We start from the raw sequence: 16,795 nt of genomic DNA on the forward strand, positions 1-16,795 counted from the left end.
TGGCGCCAGGCGCCGGCCTCGGGGATCATCCCGGAGGTTCGTGCGCCGGCCGCGCGGGCCCGGGGTGGAGCCCGCGCGGCGCCTGAGTCGATTCGCTCGGCGCCGGTCAAGGAGTGGCGCCGATGGGGTCAGTCGGTGTCGCGGCCGCGCAGGTGGTGCCACAGCAGGGCCAGCAGCAGCGCGCCCAGCACCAGCGCCGCCAGCGCCAGCACCAGGGCCGAGCGGTCGAGCCAGGCCACTGCGGGCACGCAGGCGCCCATCACCACCCCGTTGAGGGCCATGCGCCAGGAAGGAGCATGCACCCCGGCCACGAAGGTGCCGAGCGCCAGCAGCAGGAGCACCACCAGATTGGTGGAATCGATGTCGGCGATGGCCTGCACGCTGGGCAGGAACACCAGCCGCATGGCGATGAGGAAGGCGCCCCAGTGCAGCGCCTGGGTCCACACCAGCCGCCACCGTTCGTGGGCGGTGCGGGCCCGGGGCCAGCCGCCGAGGATGGACACGCCGGCGATCGCCACCGCCACCACCTCCCAATAATGCTCCAGCGGCTTGCGCATGAGGCTGATGTAAGCGACCCCGCCGATGGTGAGGGCGAGAATGACCAGATGGGGAATTTCGCCGATCCAGAACGCTTTCCAGTGGCGCGCGGCCGAGGAGGGCGGGGGATCGAGGGGGGTCGCCGAGGCCATGGCGCTTCCTTATCTCGCGAGAGGCGCGGCGGGGAGGGTGCCGCAGGGCGGGCAGTTGTCCCCCGCCGGGCCGCATCCGGCAAGGGTCCGGGGGCGGTCGCGGTGGATTTTCCGGCGTCGGTGCGGGCCGCCCGCATGCCGCGCCAGGGCCGCCGCGCCGCGCGGGCGTTGGGGTGGGCCTTGGCGCGGGCCGGCTTCGGCGGCTATGGGGAAGGTCCGGCGGCGTGTCGCCGGCGAGGGGAGGACGCAATGGCTGTCACCGGGGAGCGCGACGCGGGTGGTCCGTCTCTTGCGCCGTTCGGGGCCGGGGGCGCGCGGCCGCCGGCGACGGGGCTGGCCTTGATCGAGGCCTGGCTCGCGCCGCTCGATGGGCGCGCCGTGCTCGACGTGGGGTGCGGCGGTGGCGCCCTGGCGCAGGCGCTGACGGCGCGTGGCGCTCGCGTCATCGGCATCGACCCCTCGTCCGAGGCGGTCGCGGCGGCGCGGCGGGCGGCGCCGGGGGCGGTGTTCGAGGTGGCGGTGGCGCAGGCGTTGCCGTTCGCGGCCGAGAGCGTCGATGCCGCCGTCTTCGTCAACAGTCTGCACCATGTGCCGGTCGCGGCCATGGGCGTGGCGCTGGCCGAGGCGCTGCGGGTGAGCCGTGGCCCGGTGGTGGTGATCGAGCCGCTGGCGGAAGGGCCATTTTTCGAGGCGCTGCGGCCGGTGGAGGACGAAACCGCGGTGCGCCAGGCGGCCCAGGCCGCCATCGCCGCGCTGCTCGCGTCCGGCGGGGCGGTGCTGGCGGGCGGCGGCGATTATGACGAGGTGCGCCGCTTCGCCGGCGTCGATGCCTTCCTGGACAAGGTGGTGAGCGTGGACCCGGCGCGGGCCGATGCCGCGCGCCGCCTGCGTCCGCAGGTGGAGGCGCTGATGCGGCGGTGGGGCAGGCCGGAGGCGGCCGGCCTGCGGCTCGACCAGCCGCACCGGGTCCATCTGCTGCGGCGGATCAGCTGAGGCCATCGGCCCCGGTCTTCGACCGGTGCCAAGTGGGTCCGCTCAAGTGGGTCCGCTCAAGTGGGTCCGCTCAAGCGCCGCGCGGGCGTGATCAAAAGCCATGAGTCCCGCTCACGGGCCTTTGGCATGAGGCCGGGCGCTCCCGGCCGGCGGGGGGAGCGCCTGCGTCTGGGGGGGCGGTCCGGGCGTCAATCCGGTTCCGCGAGACGGTAGCCGACCCCCGTCTCGGTGCGGATGTAGCGTGGCTGCTCGGGCACGTCCTCCAGCTTCTGCCGGAGCTGGCGCACGTAGACCCGCAGGTATTGCACGTCATAGGCGCCGCCCCACACCCGCTCCAGCAGGAAGTGGTGGGTGAGGACCTTGCCCGCGTGCTGCACCAGCAGGCGCAGGATGTCGTATTCCTTGGGTGAGAGCTTCACCTCGCGGTCCTTCATCCTGACGGTCCGGCGCACCAGGTCCACGGCGAGGTCGCCGACCTTGAACAGCGGCTTTTCCCCCTGCTGCTGGAGCCGGTGGCGCAGCGCCACCCGCAGGCGGGCGATCAGCTCGTTCATGCCGAACGGCTTGGTCACATAGTCGTCGGCGCCGGCATCCAGGGCCTCGACGATACCGGCCTCGTCGGTGCGGCTGGAGAGGATGACGACTGGTATGGTGATGCCGGCGGCGCGCCAGCGCTGCAGCAGCGCCTTACCGGGCAGGTCCGGCAGGCCGAGGTCGAGGATGACGAGATCGGGCGGGCGCGCGGCCATCTGGGCGATCGCCTCGGCGGCGGTGGCGGCGCTGTCCACCTCGTAGCCCTGGGTGCCGAGGCCGGCGGCCAGCAGCTTGCGGATGGCGGGCTCGTCATCCACCACGAGGAGGCGCACGCGGCCGCTCATGGCGCGCAGGCCCCATGGCGGGCGGTGGGGAAGGTGATGACGAAGGCGGTGCCGCCGCCGGCCCGCCCGACGGCGACGATGCTCCCGCCCATCGCCTCCACGAAGCCGCGGCAGATGGCGAGCCCGAGCCCGGTGCCCGGCCGCACCCGGTCTTCCTTGTGGACGCGGTGGAATTTGTCGAACACCCGTGCGCGCTCCTCTTCCGGGATGCCCGGCCCCTCGTCGCGGACTTCGATGACCACCTCCCCGTCGCGGGCGCCGGCGCGAATCTCCACCTTCGAGCCCGGCGGGGCGTATTTCGCGGCATTGTCGAGCAGGTTGAACAGGACCTGCTCGAACAGCACCGGGTCGAGCCTCAGCAGCGGCAGGTCGCGGTCGATGTCCACCGCGACGGCGTGGTGCTTGAGGATGGGCTGGGCCCGGCGCAGGGCGGTGCCGACGATTTCGCCCACGTCGTGCGGCGCCGCGCGGGGGGCGATGGCGCCGGATTCCAGCCGCGTCATGTCGAGCAGGTTGGCGATGAAGCGGTTGAGGCGCTGCGCCTCCTCCTCGATGGTGGTGAGCAACTCGGCCCGCGCCGCGCCGCTCAGGGCGTCGGCGAAATCGCGCAGGGTGCCGGCGGAGCCCATGATGGAGGCGAGCGGCGTCTTCAAATCGTGCGAGATGGAGGTGAGCAGGGCGGAGCGCAGCCGGTCGGTCTCGGCGTCGAGGCGGGCCTGTTCGAGATCGCCCACCAGGTTGACCCGTTCCACCGCCAGCGCCGCCTGGTCGGCGAGGGCGTCCAGCAGCCGGCGCTGCTCCGGGGCCAGAAGCGCGCCCTCCTTGTCGCTGTCGAGGCCGATGACCCCGACCACGCCGCGCCCGGTGTGGACGGGCAGGAACAGCCGCCGCGCCCCCGGCAGGGTATCGGCGCCGCGCCCGGCGGCATGGCTGTGCTCGAACGCCCATTCGGCGGCGGCGAGATCGGCGGCGTCGAGCCGGTCTTCCGGCGGGTAGGCGGCCTTGACGGCGAGCGTGCCCGCCTCCGGCAGCAGCACCACCACCCGCAGCTTCAGCATGGAGGCGATCTGGAAGGCGGTGGCCCACAACAGGTCGTCCAGGGTGCCGGCTCCGGCGAGCTTGCGGGAGAACAGGTAGAGGTCCTCGGTGGTCTTGGCGCGGGCCCGCGCCGCCAGCGCCTGCCCGCGCACCCGCGCGGTGAGATTGCTGGCGATGATAGCCACCACCAGGAAGAAGAACAGGGCGAGAATGTTCTCCGGATCGGCGATGGTGAAGGTGTAGAGCGGTGGAATGAAGAAGAAGTTGAACGCCAGCATGCCGGCCAGCGAGGCGAGCAGGGCGGGCCGGAGCCCGAGCTTCACCGCGCTCACCAGCACGGCGGTGAGGAACACCAGGGCGATGTTCTGGAACGCCAGGATGTGCTGCAGGGCCAATCCGAGGCCGGTGGCCACGGCCACCAGGGCGAGGCTCGCCAGATACGGCCGGGCGTCGGCGGCGCCGGTGGCGCGCGGCGCCGGCGCCGGGGCCGGCCCCGGCGTCTCGCCCGCCACCACGTGAACCGAGATGTTGCCGGAGCGCCGCACCAGATCGTGCACCACCGAGCCGTGCAGCATCTCGAACCAGCGCGAGCGGTCGGACTTGCCCACCACCACATGGGTGACGTTGCGGCTCCGGGCATAGGCGAGCACATCCTCGGCGATGTGCGGGCCGCCGGGCAGGGTCACCGCCTCCCCGCCCATGCGCTCGGCCAGGCGCAGGGTCTCGGCGACGCGGTCGCGCTCGGCCTCGCCCAGCCGGAAGCTGCGCTCGGTTTCCACATGGAGCGCGGTCCAGGGCGCGCGCAGCCGGTCGGCGAGGCGCTTGGCGTAGCGCGCCAGGCCGGCGGCGCGCGGGTCCTCGTCCAGGCACACCAGCACCCGTTCCCCCGCCGCCCAGGGGCCGGGAATGGCATGGGCGCGCATGTGGGAGAGCAGCTGGTCGTCCACCCGCTGGGCGGTGCGGCGCAGCGCCAGCTCGCGCAGGGCGGTGAGGTTGCCGGGGGAGAAATAGTTCTCGACCGCCGCCCGCGCGGTGTCCGGCACGTAGACCTTGCCGTCCTTCAGGCGCTGGATGAGGTCGGAGGGGGTGAGGTCGATGACCTCGATGTCGTCGGCGCGGTCGATGATGGCGTCGGGCACCGTCTCCCGCACCCGGACGCGGGTGATCTGCGCCACCACGTCGTTGAGGCTCTCCACATGCTGGATGTTGAGGGTGCTGTAGACGTCGATGCCGGCGGCGAGGAGTTCTTCCACGTCCATGTAGCGCTTGGCGTGGCGGCTGCCGGGGGCGTTGGTGTGGGCGAGCTCGTCCACCAGCGCCAGCGCCGGGCGGCGGGCCAGGATGGCATCAAGGTCCATCTCCTCCAGCACGTGGCCCTTGTAGGCGATGCGCCGGCGGGGGAGGGTCTCCAGGCCCGCCGCCAGGGCCTCGGTCTCGCGCCGGCCGTGGGTCTCGACCAGGCCCACCACCACGTCGCGGCCCTCGTTGCGGCGGGCGCGGGCGGAGGCGAGCATCTCATAAGTCTTGCCCACCCCCGGCGCGGCGCCGAGGAAGATCTTCAGCCGGCCGCGCGTCTCCTGCTCGGCCACGGCCAGCAGGGCCTCGGGCGAGGGTCTGAGAGCGGCATCGCGATCCTGGGGCATGGGCCTCCTCGCTGGCGCCCGCGCCGGCGCCGTCCCGCCGGGCGTGGCCGCAGCTGTGCTACCGCGCGGGCGTGTTGTCGAGGGCGAGGTTCAGCGCCAGCACATTGACGCGGGGCTCGCCGAGGATGCCGAAGGCGCGGTCCTGCGTGTGGCGTGCCACCAGCTGGCGCAGCGCGTCGGGCGGCAGGCCGCGCGCCTTGGCGATGCGCGGCACCTGGAACAGCGCCGCCTGCGGCGTGATGTCGGGGTCGAGCCCGCTGCCGGAGGCTGTCACCAGATCGATCGGCACCGCGGCGCCGGGGGCTTCCGCCCGCAGGGCCTCGACATCGGCCTTCACCCGCGCCACCAGGGCGGCGTTGGTGGGGCCGAGGTTGGAGCCCATGGAATTGGCGCCATTGTAGGGCTGGGCGACGGTCTTCGCCGGATCGGCGGGATCGGCGCCGGTGGTCGCCGATGGCCGGGGATGGAAGTAGCCCGCGCCGGTGAAGCTCTGGCCGATGAGGGCGGAGCCGATCACGGTGCCGTCGCGCGTGATCAGGCTGCCGTTGGCGGCGTCGGGGAAGAGCGCCTGGGCGAGGCCGGTGACGGCCAGCGGATAGGCGAGGCCGGTCAGGGCCGTCAGCAGCAGGGCCAGCACCAGGGCGGGGCGGAGGGTGTCGAGCATGGGTTGGGCTCCTCAGGCGAGATGGAGGGCGGCGATGGCGAGGTCGATGACCTTGATACCGACGAACGGCGCGACGAGGCCGCCCGCGCCGTAGATGAGCAGGTTGCGCTTCAGCAGCGCGCCGGCGCCGATGGGGCGGAACGCCACCCCCTTCAGGGCCAGCGGGATCAGTGCGACGATGATGAGGGCGTTGAAGATGATGGCCGACAGGATCGCGCTCTGCGGCGAGGCCAGCCCCATCACGTTGAGGGCGCCAAGCTGCGGCTGGAAGGCCACGAACATGGCCGGGATGATGGCGAAATACTTGGCCACGTCGTTGGCGATGGAAAAGGTGGTGAGCGACCCACGCGTCATCAGCAGGGCCTTGCCGATCTCCACGATCTCGATGAGCTTGGTGGGGTCGGAATCGAGGTCCACCATGTTGCCGGCCTCGCGGGCGGCCACCGTGCCGGTGTTCATGGCCACGCCCACGTCGGCCTGGGCCAGGGCGGGGGCGTCGTTGGTGCCGTCGCCGCACATGGCCACCAGCTTGCCCCGCGCCTGCTCGGCGCGGATCAGGCTGAGCTTGGCCTCGGGCGTGGCCTCGGCCAGGAAGTCGTCCACCCCGGCCTCGGCGGCGATGGCGGCGGCGGTGAGCGGATTGTCGCCGGTGATCATCACCGTGCGGATGCCCATGCGCCGCAATTGCGCGAAGCGCTCGCGGATTCCCCCCTTGACGATGTCCTTGAGGTGGATGACGCCGAGCAGCCGCCCGTCCCGCGCCACCGCCAGCGGGGTGCCGCCGGCCTTGCCGATCTCCTCGGCGATCATGGTGAGCTCGCGCACCGCTTCGGAAGGGACCAGGGCGGCTTGCACGTGGGCCAGGATGGCATCCACCGCGCCCTTGCGGATGGAGGCTCCCTCCAGGTCCACGCCGCTCATGCGGGTCTGCGCGGTGAACGGCACGAAATGGGCGTCGAGGGTGGCCATGTCGCGGCCGCGGATGCCGTATTTCTCCTTCGCCAGCACCACGATGGAGCGCCCTTCCGGGGTCTCGTCGGCGAGCGAGGCGAGCTGGGCGGCGTCGGCCAGCGCCGTCTCGCCGACGCCGCGCAGGGGGCGGAACTCCGCCGCCTGCCGGTTGCCGAGGGTGATGGTGCCGGTCTTGTCGAGCAGCAGGGTGTCCACGTCGCCCGCCGCCTCCACGGCGCGGCCCGAAAGGGCAAGCACGTTGAAGCGCACCAGCCGGTCCATGCCGGCGATGCCGATGGCCGAGAGCAGGGCGCCGATGGTGGTGGGAATGAGGGTGACGAACAGCGCCACCAGCACCACCACGGGGATGGAGCCGCCGGCATAGGCGGCGAAGCTCGGAATGCTGACGGTGGCCAGCAGGAAGATGAGGGTGAGCCCGGCGAGCAGGATGTCGAGGGCGATCTCGTTGGGCGTCTTCTGCCGCGCCGCCCCTTCCACCAGGGCGATCATGCGGTCGAGGAAGGTCGAGCCCGCCGCCGCCGTGATGCGCACCTTGAGGCGGTCCGATACCACCGTGGTGCCGCCGGTGACGGCCGAGCGGTCGCCGCCGGATTCACGGATGACGGGCGCGCTCTCGCCGGTGATGGCGGCCTCGTTGACCGACGCGACGCCCTCCACCACCTCGCCGTCGGAGGGGATGATGTCGCCGGCCTCCACCAGCACCACGTCGCCCACCCTGAGGCTGGTGCCGGGCACCCGGGTGATGCCGTCGCCGTCAAGGCGCTTGGCCATGGTCTCGGTGCGGGTGCGGCGCATGGATTGCGCCTGCGCCTTGCCGCGCCCTTCCGCCACCGCTTCCGCGAACGTGGCGAACAGCACCGTGAACCACAGCCACAGCACGATCTGGCCGGAGAAGGCGAGGCCGCCGCCGCCGGTGGCGGCGTCGCGCAGGAACAGGACGGTGGCGAGCAGGGCGACCGCCTCCACCACGAACATCACCGGGGTCCTTGCCATCTCCCGCGGGTCGAGTTTGCGGAAGGCGGCGCCGACGGCGGGCACCAGGATGGAGGGGTCGAACAGGCTGATCGAACGCGATTTGGCCATGGACGTGTTTCCGAACGAGAGAGTGGGGACGGGGCGGCGTTCAGTTGCCGGCACCGAAGGTTTGTCCGGCGGCCGCCGCCAGGTGCTCGGCGATGGGTCCCAGCGACAGGGCGGGCAGGAAGGTCAGGCCGCCGACGATCAGGATGACGCCCACCAGCAGGCCCACGAACAGGCCACCGGTGGTTGGGAAGGTGCCGGCCGAGGCCGGCACGCGCGTCTTCGCCCCCAGCGCGCCGGCGATGGCCATCGCCGGCACGATCATCAGGAACCGCCCCGCCAGCATGGAGAGCGCCAGGGTGAGGTTGTAGAACAGCGTGTTGGCCGAGAGCCCCGCGAACGCCGAGCCGTTGTTGGCGGTGGCCGAGGTGAAGGCGTAGAGGATCTCGGAAAAGCCGTGCGGCCCCGGATTGGCGATGGCGGCCACCGTCGCCGGCAGCACGCTCGCCACCGCGGTCCAGCCCAGCATCATCAGCGGCAGCACCAGCAGGGCGAGCAGGACCATCTTCACCTCGCGCGCCTCGATCTTCTTGCCCACGTACTCGGGGGTGCGGCCCACCATGAGGCCGGCCACGAACACCGCCAGCACCACGAACAGCAGCATGCCGTAGAGGCCGGCGCCGACGCCGCCGACGATGATCTCGCCCAGCTCCATGTTGATGAGCGGGATCATGCCGCCGAGGGCGGTGAAGCTGTCGTGCATGGCGTTCACCGCGCCGCAGGAGGCGGCGGTGGTGATGACCGCGAACAGGGCCGAGCCGAGGATGCCGAACCGCACCTCCTTGCCCTCCATGTTGCCGCCGGAGAGGCCGAGGGCGTCGAGCGCCGGGGTGCCGGCGGCCTCCGCCCAATAGGTGACCGCGACGCCGGCCAGGAACAGCACCCCCATGGCCGCGAGCAGGGCCCAGCCCTGGCGCTCGTTGCCCACCATGCGGCCGAAGACATTGGTGAGCGCCGCCCCGAGCGCGAAGATGGCGACCATCTGCAGCAGGTTCGACAGGGCGGTGGGGTTCTCGAACGGATGGGCGGCATTGGCGTTGAAGAAGCCGCCGCCGTTGGTGCCCAGCATCTTGATGGCCACCTGCGAGGCCACCGGGCCGAGCGCCAGGGTCTGCCGGCCGCCTTCAAGGGTGGTGGCCTCCACATAGGCGCCCAGGGTCTGGGGAATGCCCTGCCACACCAGGACCAGCGCCAGCGGCACGCACAGGGGCAGCAGCACATAGAGGATCGAGCGGGTGACATCGGCCCAGAAGTTTCCGACCCCCTGCGCCGAGGCCCGGGAGAAGCCGCGGGCCAGGGCCAGCGCCAGCGCGACGCCGGTGGCCGCCGACAGGAAGTTCTGAGGGGTGAGCCCGGCCATCTGGGCGAGGTAGGACAGGGTGGTCTCGCCGCCGTAGTTCTGCCAGTTGGTGTTGGTGACGAAGCTGGCGGCGGTGTTGAAGGCAAGGTCGGGCGCCATCGCCCCCATGCCCTGCGGGTTGAGCGGCAGCAGCCCCTGCAGGCGCAGCAGCCCGTAGAGCAGGAGGAAGCCCGCCACCTGGAACCCGAGCATGGCCACCGTGTAGGCCAGCCAGTGCTGCTCGCGCGCCGGGTCCACGCCGCCGAGGCGGTAGATGAGGCGCTCCACCGGCCTGAGCAGGGGCGAGAGCAGGGTGGGCTCGCCGGCGAACACGCGGGTCATGTAGCCGCCCAGCGGCCGGGTGAGGGCGAGCACCGCAAGGCAGAACAGGGCGATCTGGAGAAAGCCGTTGAGGGTCATGGGCGCGGGCCTTCAGAACCGTTCGGGCCGCAGCAGCGCGACCGTGAGGTAGGCGAACAGGCTTGCGGCGACGGCGCCGCCGAGCACGTAGTCGAGGATCATGGAATATCTCCGTGGGGTGGCGGCGCCGCCGGAACGCGCGATCGACGGGGGCGAGACGGCGCCATCGCGTGCGCGCAGCGACCCGCGGCTAAAGCCGCGCGCAGGCGAAGCCGTAGGCGATGGCCGCCGCGAAGAACGTGAGGCCCAGGGCAAGCAACAGGAAGTCCGACATGGGATGGCCTTGGTGCAGTCGCGGGCGCGGCGCCAGGGCGCGGTGGTGCCGGGGCGCGGCGGAAGGCTGCGTGAAGCGGTGCGAAGGGGCCGCCTCCGTGCCCTGTCTTGGCCGGAAGAGGCGTGGCGGATGGGGCGGCGCACCGGGGTTCCGGGTCGCGCCGCCGCCCGATCAAACTGGCAAGGGCCGCATAAAGATTCGAGACGGGCGGATCGGCCGCGGCATTAAAATCTCATAAGGGCCGCGCCGGTCCGGCCCGCCGCGTCAGGCCCGGCCCAGGGCGGTCTCCAGGCGGGTGAAGGCGGTGGCGAGTTCGGCCGGCGTCAGCGCGCCGAAGCCGATGAGGAGGGTGCGCGCGAGGGCGTCCGGCTGGCCGCGCACGCCGCAGGCGGCGGCCGGGTGGAGGCCGACCCCCACCGCGCGGGCGGTCGCGGCGATTTCGGCGGCGTCCGCGGCGCCCGCCGCCAGGGTGGCGTGCAGGTGCAGGCCGGCGCCGCCGCCGGCGAGCGCGAGGCGGTCGCCGAAGACGCGCCACAGGCCGGCACGGGCGGCGTCGCGGCGGGCGCGGTAGGCGGTGCGCAGGCGGTTGAGATGGCGCCGGTAGCCGCCGCCCTCCAGGAAGGCGGCGAGGATCTGCTGGTCGAGCCAGGACTGGCCGTAGCTCATGAGGCTCTTGGTGGCCCGCGCGGCGGCGGCGAACCGGGGCGGCACCACCATGTAGCCGAGCCTGAGCCCGCTGCCGATGGTCTTGGAGAAGGAGCCCACGAACAGGGTGCGCGCGCCCGGGTCCAGCGCCGCCAGCGCCGCCGCCGGCGGGCGGTCGAGCACGATCTCGCCGTCGTAATCGTCCTCCACGATCAGGCCGCCATGGCCGGCGCAATGGGCGATGAGGGCGCGGCGCCGGGCCGCGCTCATGGCCGCGCCGGTGGGAAACTGGTGTGCCGGCGTCACATAGACGAGGCGCGGAGCAAACCCCGCCAGCGCCTCCGGGTCGAGGCCCTCGGCGTCCACCGGCGCCGGGTGCAGGCGGGCGCCATGGGCCGCGAACACCTGGGCGGCGGCGGCATAGCCGGGATCTTCCACCGCCACCGCGTCGCCTTGGGCGAGGAACAGGCGGGCGATGAGGTTGAGCGCCTCCTGGGCGCCGCTGGTCACCACCACCTGGTCCGGGTGCGCGGCGATGCCCCGCGTCAGGGCCAGGTGGTCGGCGATGGCCTGGCGCAGGCGCGGGTCGCCGCCGACGGGACCGTAGTCGCTGAGGCCGATCGCGCAGGCGCCGAGCGCGGCATGGCCCAGCCGCCGCCACAGATGGGCCGGGAACAGGCGCGGGTCGGGCCGTGCGTACCACAGGTCGAGCACGGCGCGCGGGTCGGCGCGGGTCACGAGGCGCGGGCCGCTGACCGGCGGCAGGGCGGCGTCGGCCGGCGGCGCTTGCGGCGCGGCGGCGGGCGCGGGCGGGCGCTCCAGCACCTGCGCGGTCACGAAGGCGCCGGCGCCGGGCCGCGTGTCCACATAGCCCTCGGCCGCCAGCCGCTCATAGGCGAGCACCACGGTGTTGCGCGAGACGCCGAGGGCCTGGGCCAGTTCCCGTGTCGCCGCCAGCCGCGCGCCCGTGGGCAGGACACCGGCGACGATGCGCGCGCGCAGGGCCCGGTAGATCTGTTCCTGGAGGGTGGCGGCGGCGGTCCGGTCGAGGGGGATGGCGATCATGAGCGTCCCTGTCCCACGCCGCCCCTGCCGCCGGCGCGCCGGCGCGGTGGCACCATTCGGGCGAGGCGGGGCGGACCTATGCGTGCTGCGGTGCGGCGTGGAGGATGGGGCATCGTTGTCCCGAGGCCGAGATGTCCGTCATGTCCACTGCTCCGAGCGAACGCACCCGCGTCAAGCGCTATCACCAGCTGGCGCAGTATGCGCCCGAGGCCATCCATGCCATCCTCGACGCCATGCCGGTGTGCCATGTCGCCTATGTGCACGAGGGGCAGCCCGTCGTCACCCCGACCCTGCAATGGCGCGACGGCGATCGCATCTATTGGCATGGCTCGGCGGCGAGCCGCATGATCCGCGCCGTGGCCGGGCAGCAGGTCTGCGTCACGGTGTCCCTCTTCGATGGCCTGGTGCTGGCCCGCTCCGCCTATAATTACAACATCAATCATCGCTCGGTGATGATCTTCGGCGCGGCGGAGCTGGTGAGCGACCCGGACGAGAAGCGCGCGCAGCTCCAGCGGCTGGTGGACGGCTTCGTTCCCGGCCAATGGGACCGCCTGCGGCCGGTGACGGACCAGGAGCTGAAGGCCACAACCGTGCTGTCGCTGCCCATCACCGAGGCCTCCGCCAAGATCCGCACCGGGCAGCCGGAGGACGATGCGGCCGATTACGCGTTCCCGGTGTGGGCCGGCGTGGTGCCGGTGCGCCTGGTGGTGGACCCACCGGAGGCGGACCCGCGCAACCTGCCGGGGGTCGAGATGCCGGCGGACGTCTTGTCGTTCAAGATCGGCTGAGGAGGGCGCCGGCCGCGCCCGGACTGCGGAGTACGCCTTGGACCAAGTCGACATTCAGTATCAGGGGCGGGGCGGAAACTGGAGCACCGTCATGCGGGTGCAGAACCTGGCCGAGAACATCGCCAACGGCATGCGCTCGGTGGCGCGGGCCAATCCCGGCTGCCGGGTGCGGGCGGTGGACAGTCGCGGACGGGTGGTCGACATCCTGTGAGCGGGGACCGGCGCGGGGCGTTGACCGCGTCGCCTCCCTCGTCAACCATCGCCGGGGCGCGCCCGGCCGGGCCCACATCTCGCGCGGGAGACATGGATGGAGCACCAGGAGCTTCTGTCCGGCCTGGTCCGGTTGCACATTCTGCACCACGCCGTCGATGGCGAGGTCTATGGCCAGTGGATGATCGAGGAGCTGGCCCGGCACGGCTACCGGCTCAGCCCCGGCACCCTCTATCCGATGCTCCACGCCATGGAGCGCAAGGGCTATCTGTGCGCCCGCGAGGAGCGCCACGGGCGTTCCGCCCGCCGGCTCTACCGGGCGACGCCGCTCGGCCGCGAGGCGCTCGACATGGCGCGGCAGAAGGTGCGGGAGCTGTTCTCCGAAATGCTGCCGCCGCCGGCGTGAGCGTCGCCGCGGCTGGCGCGCGCCCTTGAGGCGACATCTGGGCAGTGCCATGATGGCGGTGCGGGGATGGGGGCAGCCGGGGCGACGGGGCCGGCGGTCCGAGCGCGATGGGGCGGGGCATGCGGGGCCGGACGATGGCGGAGGCGGGACGCCTCCTTTTGCTGGGCGGTCTGGGCGCGTCTCGGGCGGGCGCCCTGGCGCGGCGGGCGGGACCGTGGGGCGCGGCCTCGGCGCTGGCGCTGCTGGCGCCGCTGGCGGCCGCGGCGCAGGAGAGCGCGACCATCCCGCTGCACCCCCAGAAGGGCAGCGGCGGCTTCAGCAAGATGATCGTGGTCTCGGTCGGCGACGGCGCCGACAGCACGGTGCTGCTGGATACCGGCTCCACCGGCCTTTACGTCCGCCGGAACAAGGTGGGCCCCGACGCGGTTCCGGTGACCGACGACGACGGCAACAAGGTGCAGTTCAAATACGGCTATTCCAGCGGCAACGAGGTGAAGGGCTATTACGCCACCGCCACCGTTGCCTTCCCGGAGGCCAGCACGGAGCTCGCCACCGACCCGATCATGGTGGGGGTGGTCACCAAGCTGACCTGCAAGGCCAACAAGCCCGACTGCCCCGGCTGGCAGAAGGGCCAGAGCGGCGTCATGGGCGTCGCCTATTCGGCCGAGAGCTCGGGCATCTTCAATCCGCTGGCCCAGCTTCCCGGCACTTACGCCAACGGCTTCATGGTGGTGTCCAACGACCTTGCCGACCCGGGCGTCACGCCGCATGTGCAGGTGGGGCTCACCGCCGAGACCACCGGCGGCTTCGTCTGGACTGGGTTCCAGTCCGAAGGCACCACCCCCACCGGGCTGAAGGCCTGGAACACCAAGAGCATCACCACCTGCTTCAGCGTCAACGCCGGCTCGCCGGGCTGCTACGTGACGGTGTTCGACACCGGCGCCGGCGAGGGCCTGTTCGAGACCGGGGAGTCCGGATCGAAGAAGGGCCCGGTGAAGAGCGGGTCGCAGGTCACCACCACGGTGCCGGGGGTGATGTATTTCACCACCGAGGCCGGCGACAAGCCCAACACCAACACCTATGTCTATGATCCCGCCCATGGCACCGTCGCAGGCTACAATTCCGGCGCCCAGGTGTTCCGCTATTATGTGGTGGCCTATGATGCGGTGAACGGCCGCATCGGCTTCGCGCCGCTGCAGAACGTGCTGCTCGGCACCATCGACGCCCGCACCGACGCCGACCTTGGCGTGAGTGACGGCTCGGTGCTGCTGATGGGGCGGCTGGTGGCGCGCCAGGGGCTGTCCTCGGCGCGGGCCATCGCCATCGGCACCGGTGGCAGATTCCACGTGGCCGGCGACGCGACCCTGTCGGGCACGCTGTCCGGCTCGGTGGACAGCACGATCAAGATCGCCAAGGACGCCACCTTCACCCTGTCGGGCGTCAGCACCTATGACGGCACCGTCACCGTTTCCGGGCGCGGCACGCTGAGGGTGGACGGCAGCCTGCCGGCGAGCCTGCTGCTGGACCGTTCCACCCTCTCGGGCACCGGCATCGTCGGCAACGTGGCGGTGGCGAAGGGGGCGACGGTGGCACCCGGCGCCTCGGTGGGCGCGGTGGGCACGCTCACGGTGGCCGGCAGCGCGGTGTTCGCCAAGGGCTCCACCTTCGCGGTGGAGCTCGGCGCCGGCACCCTCTCCGACCGCCTCGCCGTGCGCGGCGGCGCCGCGCTGACCGGCGGCGACGTGAGCGTGAGCCTCACCGAAGGCGCCAGCCCGGCGCTCGGCAGGAGCTATACCGTGCTCACTGCGGCCGAAGGGGTGACGGGCCGGTTCTCGTCGGTCGGCGGGTCGGCCTTCGCCACCGTGGATGCCGCCTTCCCGTTCCTGGCGCCCGGCCTGTCCTATGGGGACGACGCGGTGGCGCTCACCTTCGCCCGCAGCACCGTGCCCTTCACGGTGGCGGCGCATACCGGCAACCAGGCCGCCGTCGCCCGCGCCGCCGACACGCTGGATGCGGACAGCGGCGTGCTCGCCGCCCTCGCCAGCCTGAACCGCGCCACCGCCCCGGCCGCCTTCGATGCCCTGTCCGGGGAAATCTACGCCTCGGCGCAGACGGTGATGCAGCAGCAGTCGGCCTATCTGCGCGATGCCGTGGGCGCGCGCCTGCGCCAGTCCGGGGAGGCGTCGGCCGACCTCCTGTCCGCGCCCGCGGCGGCGGCGCTTTCGGCGGCTCTCACCCCCGCGGTGTGGGCGCAGGGCTTTGGCGGCTGGGGCCACCTCTCGGCCGATGCCGGCGCCGCCGGGGTCAGTGATTCCATCGGTGGCGTGCTGTTCGGCGTGGATGCCGAGATCAGCGGCTGGCGCGCCGGCCTCGTCGGCGGCATCAGCCAGTCGGGCTTTTCCGCCTCGGGGCGGGGGTCGTCCGGCAGCATGGACAGCTACGACCTCGGCGCCTATGCCGGCACCCGGCTCGGGCCGCTCGCCGTCAGCCTCGGTGCCGCCTATGGCTGGCACGACGTGAGCGTCGACCGCACCATCCTGTTCCCGGGCTACTGGGGCGCGGCGTCCGGCGATTACAGCACCGGCACCGCCCAGGTGTTCGGCGAGGTCAGCGCCGCCGTGGCCCTGGCGGCGGTGCGGTTCGAGCCGTTCGCTGGCCTTGCCTATGTGAATGTGGACGGCGCCACGCTGCGGGAGACGGGGTCGAGCGCGGCGCTGGCGCTGGACGTGGCCGCAGCCGACACGCTCTATTCCACCCTCGGCCTGCGCGCGGCGGTGCCGACCGAACTGTTCGGGCACGCTTTGACCGCGAGCCTGTCGCTGGGCTGGCAGCATGCCTTCGGCGACGACACGCCGGTGGTGAGCGCGGTCCTGTCCGCCGGCGCGCTGCCGGCCGAGGTGGCGGGCGTGCCGGTGGCGCGCGACACCGCGCTGATCGGCGCGGGCCTGCGCTATGCGGTGGCGCCGGGGGCCGAGCTGGCGCTCAAATATGTCGGCCAGATCGCCGCCAATGCCTCGGAAAACGCCGTGACCGGGCAACTGCGCTGGCAGTTCTGATCGGCTGTCCTGTCCGCTCTGTCCGCTTCGGCCTTGGAGGCGGTGGGTGCCTTTCCGCGCCGTGGCGGCTGGGGCGTGGCCCGCGGTCCGCAGCCGCCTCGGGGACCGCGGGCTCGTGTGCGCCGCGCAGGCCCGCTCGCCCTGAAGACGGGTCCGGACAGGCACCCGGGACGTGCCCGGGCGGTGTGCGGGCGCGCCGCACCCGGTTCGGGCCCCGGTGTGGAATTTGGTGTGGAACTTGGATTGGAACTTGGATTGGAACTTGGCGCGGGTGATGGCGGCCGGCAGTCGCCGCGGCCCGGGTCGCTGCCCTCCGGCCTTGCCTGACGGCGCCACGGGCCGGCCCTGAGAGTGCCGGGGTCGCTCCGCAAGGGTTCAGGCCAGCCCTGCGGGAGCTTAGGCGAACCCTGCGGGGGCTTGGGCGAACCCTGCGGGGGCTTGGGCGAACCCTGCGGGGGCTTGGGCGAACCCTGCGGGGGCTTGGGCGAACCCTGCGGGGGCTTGGGCGAACCCTGCGGGGGCTTGGGCGAACCCTGCGGGGGCTTGGGCGAACCCTGCGGGGGCTTGGGCGAACCCTGCGGGGGCTTGGGCGAACCCTGCGGGGGCTTGGGCGAACCCTGCGGGGGCTTGGGCGA

General features: G+C 72.6%; 13 protein-coding genes. 5 read left to right on the top strand and 8 right to left on the bottom strand.

Annotation, left to right across the window (positions count from 1 at the left end; all coding sequences use genetic code 11):
- Positions 1-128: 128 nt before the first annotated feature.
- Complete coding sequence (locus V5F53_RS19025; RefSeq protein WP_393998396.1) at positions 129-689, bottom strand: hypothetical protein; 561 nt, start codon at positions 687-689, stop codon at positions 129-131.
- Between the two features lie 249 nt (positions 690-938).
- On the opposite strand from V5F53_RS19025, the gene V5F53_RS19030 reads away from it, so the two are divergent.
- On the top strand, positions 939-1,682 hold the full coding sequence (locus V5F53_RS19030; protein ID WP_393998397.1) for a class I SAM-dependent methyltransferase: 744 nt from the start codon (positions 939-941) through the stop codon (positions 1,680-1,682).
- A gap of 188 nt (positions 1,683-1,870) precedes the next feature.
- Here V5F53_RS19030 and V5F53_RS19035 read toward each other — a convergent pair whose 3' ends face one another.
- The 7 genes from V5F53_RS19035 to pdxR form a co-directional block, all read right to left on the bottom strand.
- On the bottom strand, positions 1,871-2,560 hold the full coding sequence (locus tag V5F53_RS19035) for a response regulator transcription factor (protein ID WP_393998398.1): 690 nt from the start codon (positions 2,558-2,560) through the stop codon (positions 1,871-1,873).
- On the bottom strand, positions 2,557-5,241 hold the full coding sequence (locus V5F53_RS19040; RefSeq protein ID WP_393998399.1) for a DUF4118 domain-containing protein: 2,685 nt from the start codon (positions 5,239-5,241) through the stop codon (positions 2,557-2,559). The genes V5F53_RS19035 and V5F53_RS19040 overlap by 4 nt, the downstream gene beginning before the upstream one ends.
- Before the next feature lie 58 nt (positions 5,242-5,299).
- Positions 5,300-5,905 carry a K(+)-transporting ATPase subunit C gene (locus V5F53_RS19045; RefSeq protein WP_393998400.1) on the bottom strand — a complete coding sequence of 202 codons (606 nt, stop codon included), beginning with the start codon at positions 5,903-5,905 and terminating at the stop codon, positions 5,300-5,302.
- 12 nt (positions 5,906-5,917) lie between these two features.
- Entirely contained in the window at positions 5,918-7,960 is a 2,043-nt protein-coding gene (kdpB, locus tag V5F53_RS19050; RefSeq protein ID WP_393998401.1) for a potassium-transporting ATPase subunit KdpB, read from the bottom strand.
- Positions 7,961-8,000: 40 nt separating this feature from the next.
- Complete coding sequence (gene kdpA / locus V5F53_RS19055) at positions 8,001-9,716, bottom strand: potassium-transporting ATPase subunit KdpA (protein WP_393998402.1); 1,716 nt, start codon at positions 9,714-9,716, stop codon at positions 8,001-8,003.
- A gap of 12 nt (positions 9,717-9,728) precedes the next feature.
- The gene (gene kdpF, locus V5F53_RS19060; protein ID WP_393998403.1) at positions 9,729-9,818 is read right to left on the bottom strand and encodes a K(+)-transporting ATPase subunit F; all 90 of its coding nucleotides are present in this window, start codon (positions 9,816-9,818) and stop codon (positions 9,729-9,731) included.
- 436 nt (positions 9,819-10,254) lie between these two features.
- Positions 10,255-11,700, bottom strand: a complete 1,446-nt coding sequence (gene pdxR / locus V5F53_RS19065) for a MocR-like pyridoxine biosynthesis transcription factor PdxR (protein ID WP_393998404.1) — start codon at positions 11,698-11,700, stop codon at positions 10,255-10,257.
- 140 nt (positions 11,701-11,840) lie between these two features.
- Here pdxR and V5F53_RS19070 point away from each other — a divergent pair, with 140 nt between their 5' ends.
- From V5F53_RS19070 to V5F53_RS19085, 4 genes are all read left to right on the top strand, one after another.
- Positions 11,841-12,488, top strand: coding sequence for a pyridoxamine 5'-phosphate oxidase family protein (locus V5F53_RS19070; RefSeq protein ID WP_393998405.1), 648 nt, complete (start codon positions 11,841-11,843; stop codon positions 12,486-12,488).
- 37 nt (positions 12,489-12,525) lie between these two features.
- On the top strand, positions 12,526-12,699 hold the full coding sequence (locus V5F53_RS19075; protein ID WP_393998406.1) for a hypothetical protein: 174 nt from the start codon (positions 12,526-12,528) through the stop codon (positions 12,697-12,699).
- A gap of 96 nt (positions 12,700-12,795) precedes the next feature.
- A complete protein-coding gene (locus tag V5F53_RS19080; protein ID WP_393998407.1) occupies positions 12,796-13,104 on the top strand; it encodes a PadR family transcriptional regulator in 309 nt (102 codons plus the stop codon).
- A 119-nt stretch (positions 13,105-13,223) separates the two neighbouring features.
- Entirely contained in the window at positions 13,224-16,160 is a 2,937-nt protein-coding gene (locus V5F53_RS19085; protein WP_393998408.1) for an autotransporter outer membrane beta-barrel domain-containing protein, read from the top strand.
- Positions 16,161-16,795 lie beyond the last annotated feature (635 nt).

This window comes from Xanthobacter cornucopiae, from assembly GCF_043195065.2.
GTDB lineage: Bacteria > Pseudomonadota > Alphaproteobacteria > Rhizobiales > Xanthobacteraceae > Xanthobacter.